The sequence below is a fragment of the Thiolapillus sp. genome, from assembly GCF_048562965.1.
Classification (GTDB): Bacteria; Pseudomonadota; Gammaproteobacteria; order Chromatiales; family Chromatiaceae; genus Thiolapillus; species Thiolapillus brandeum_A.
In genome coordinates, this window is record NZ_JBHNMF010001156.1 from 1 (window position 1) to 821 (window position 821).

Below are 821 nucleotides of genomic sequence, written 5' to 3' on the forward strand. Positions count from 1 at the left end.
TTATACCAGGATCTGATCCAGGTGACACGAATGAGCCTGTCGTATATCGAGCCGGTTTACCAGGCATTGGCGGGTTTGCGGGTAGACCCTGCCACTTGCACAGCCTGGTTGATGGAAGTGGCGCACTATCGCGTGTTGATCGAACGGGTAATCGAACAAACGGAACGCCGTGTCTTCCATGGAGAAAAAGTGCCGGCGCGGGAAAAGAGCTTCAGCCTCTTTGAAGCGCATACGGATATCATCGTCAAAGGTAGCCGGGATATCCAGTATGGGCATAAATTGAACCTGATGACGGGACAAAGCGGGCTGGTGTTGGATGTGATGATCGAAGCGGGTAATCCGGCCGATACGGAACGGTTTCTGCCGATGCTGAACCGCCACATCCAACACTACGGCAAGGCGCCCCGACAAATGGCTGTCGATGGTGGCTATGCCAGCAAAGACAACCTGAAAGAGGCCAAAGCGAAAGGCGTGAAGGACATGGCTTTTCACAAGAAAAAAGGCTTGAAGGTCGAGGAGATGGCCAAAAGTGACTGGGTCTATCGTAAGCTGCGCAACTTTCGGGCAGGCATTGAAGCGGGTATTTCGTACCTGAAACGCTGCTTTGGCTTGCGGCGATGCAACTGGAAAGGATTGGAGCATTTCAAGGCTTACGTGTGGTCGGCGGTTGTTACGCATAATATGGTGAGGTTGGCGCGTTTGAAGCCTGCCTGAATCCAGCAGGGACCGACCGTTTTTTGAAATGGGGCGTCAGCTCAGGATGGCAGTCGCCCAAAAAACGGGATTTTTGTAGTAATCGCTCCCTGCAAACGACAATATCC

At 52.7% G+C, this 821-nt stretch carries 1 protein-coding gene; it reads left to right on the forward strand.

Annotated elements, in window-relative coordinates; translation table 11 throughout:
• Positions 1-714 (forward strand): transposase (locus tag ACOCD2_RS22995; protein WP_419626209.1); only part of this gene is annotated, 714 nt, incomplete at its 5' end.
• Positions 715-821 lie beyond the last annotated feature (107 nt).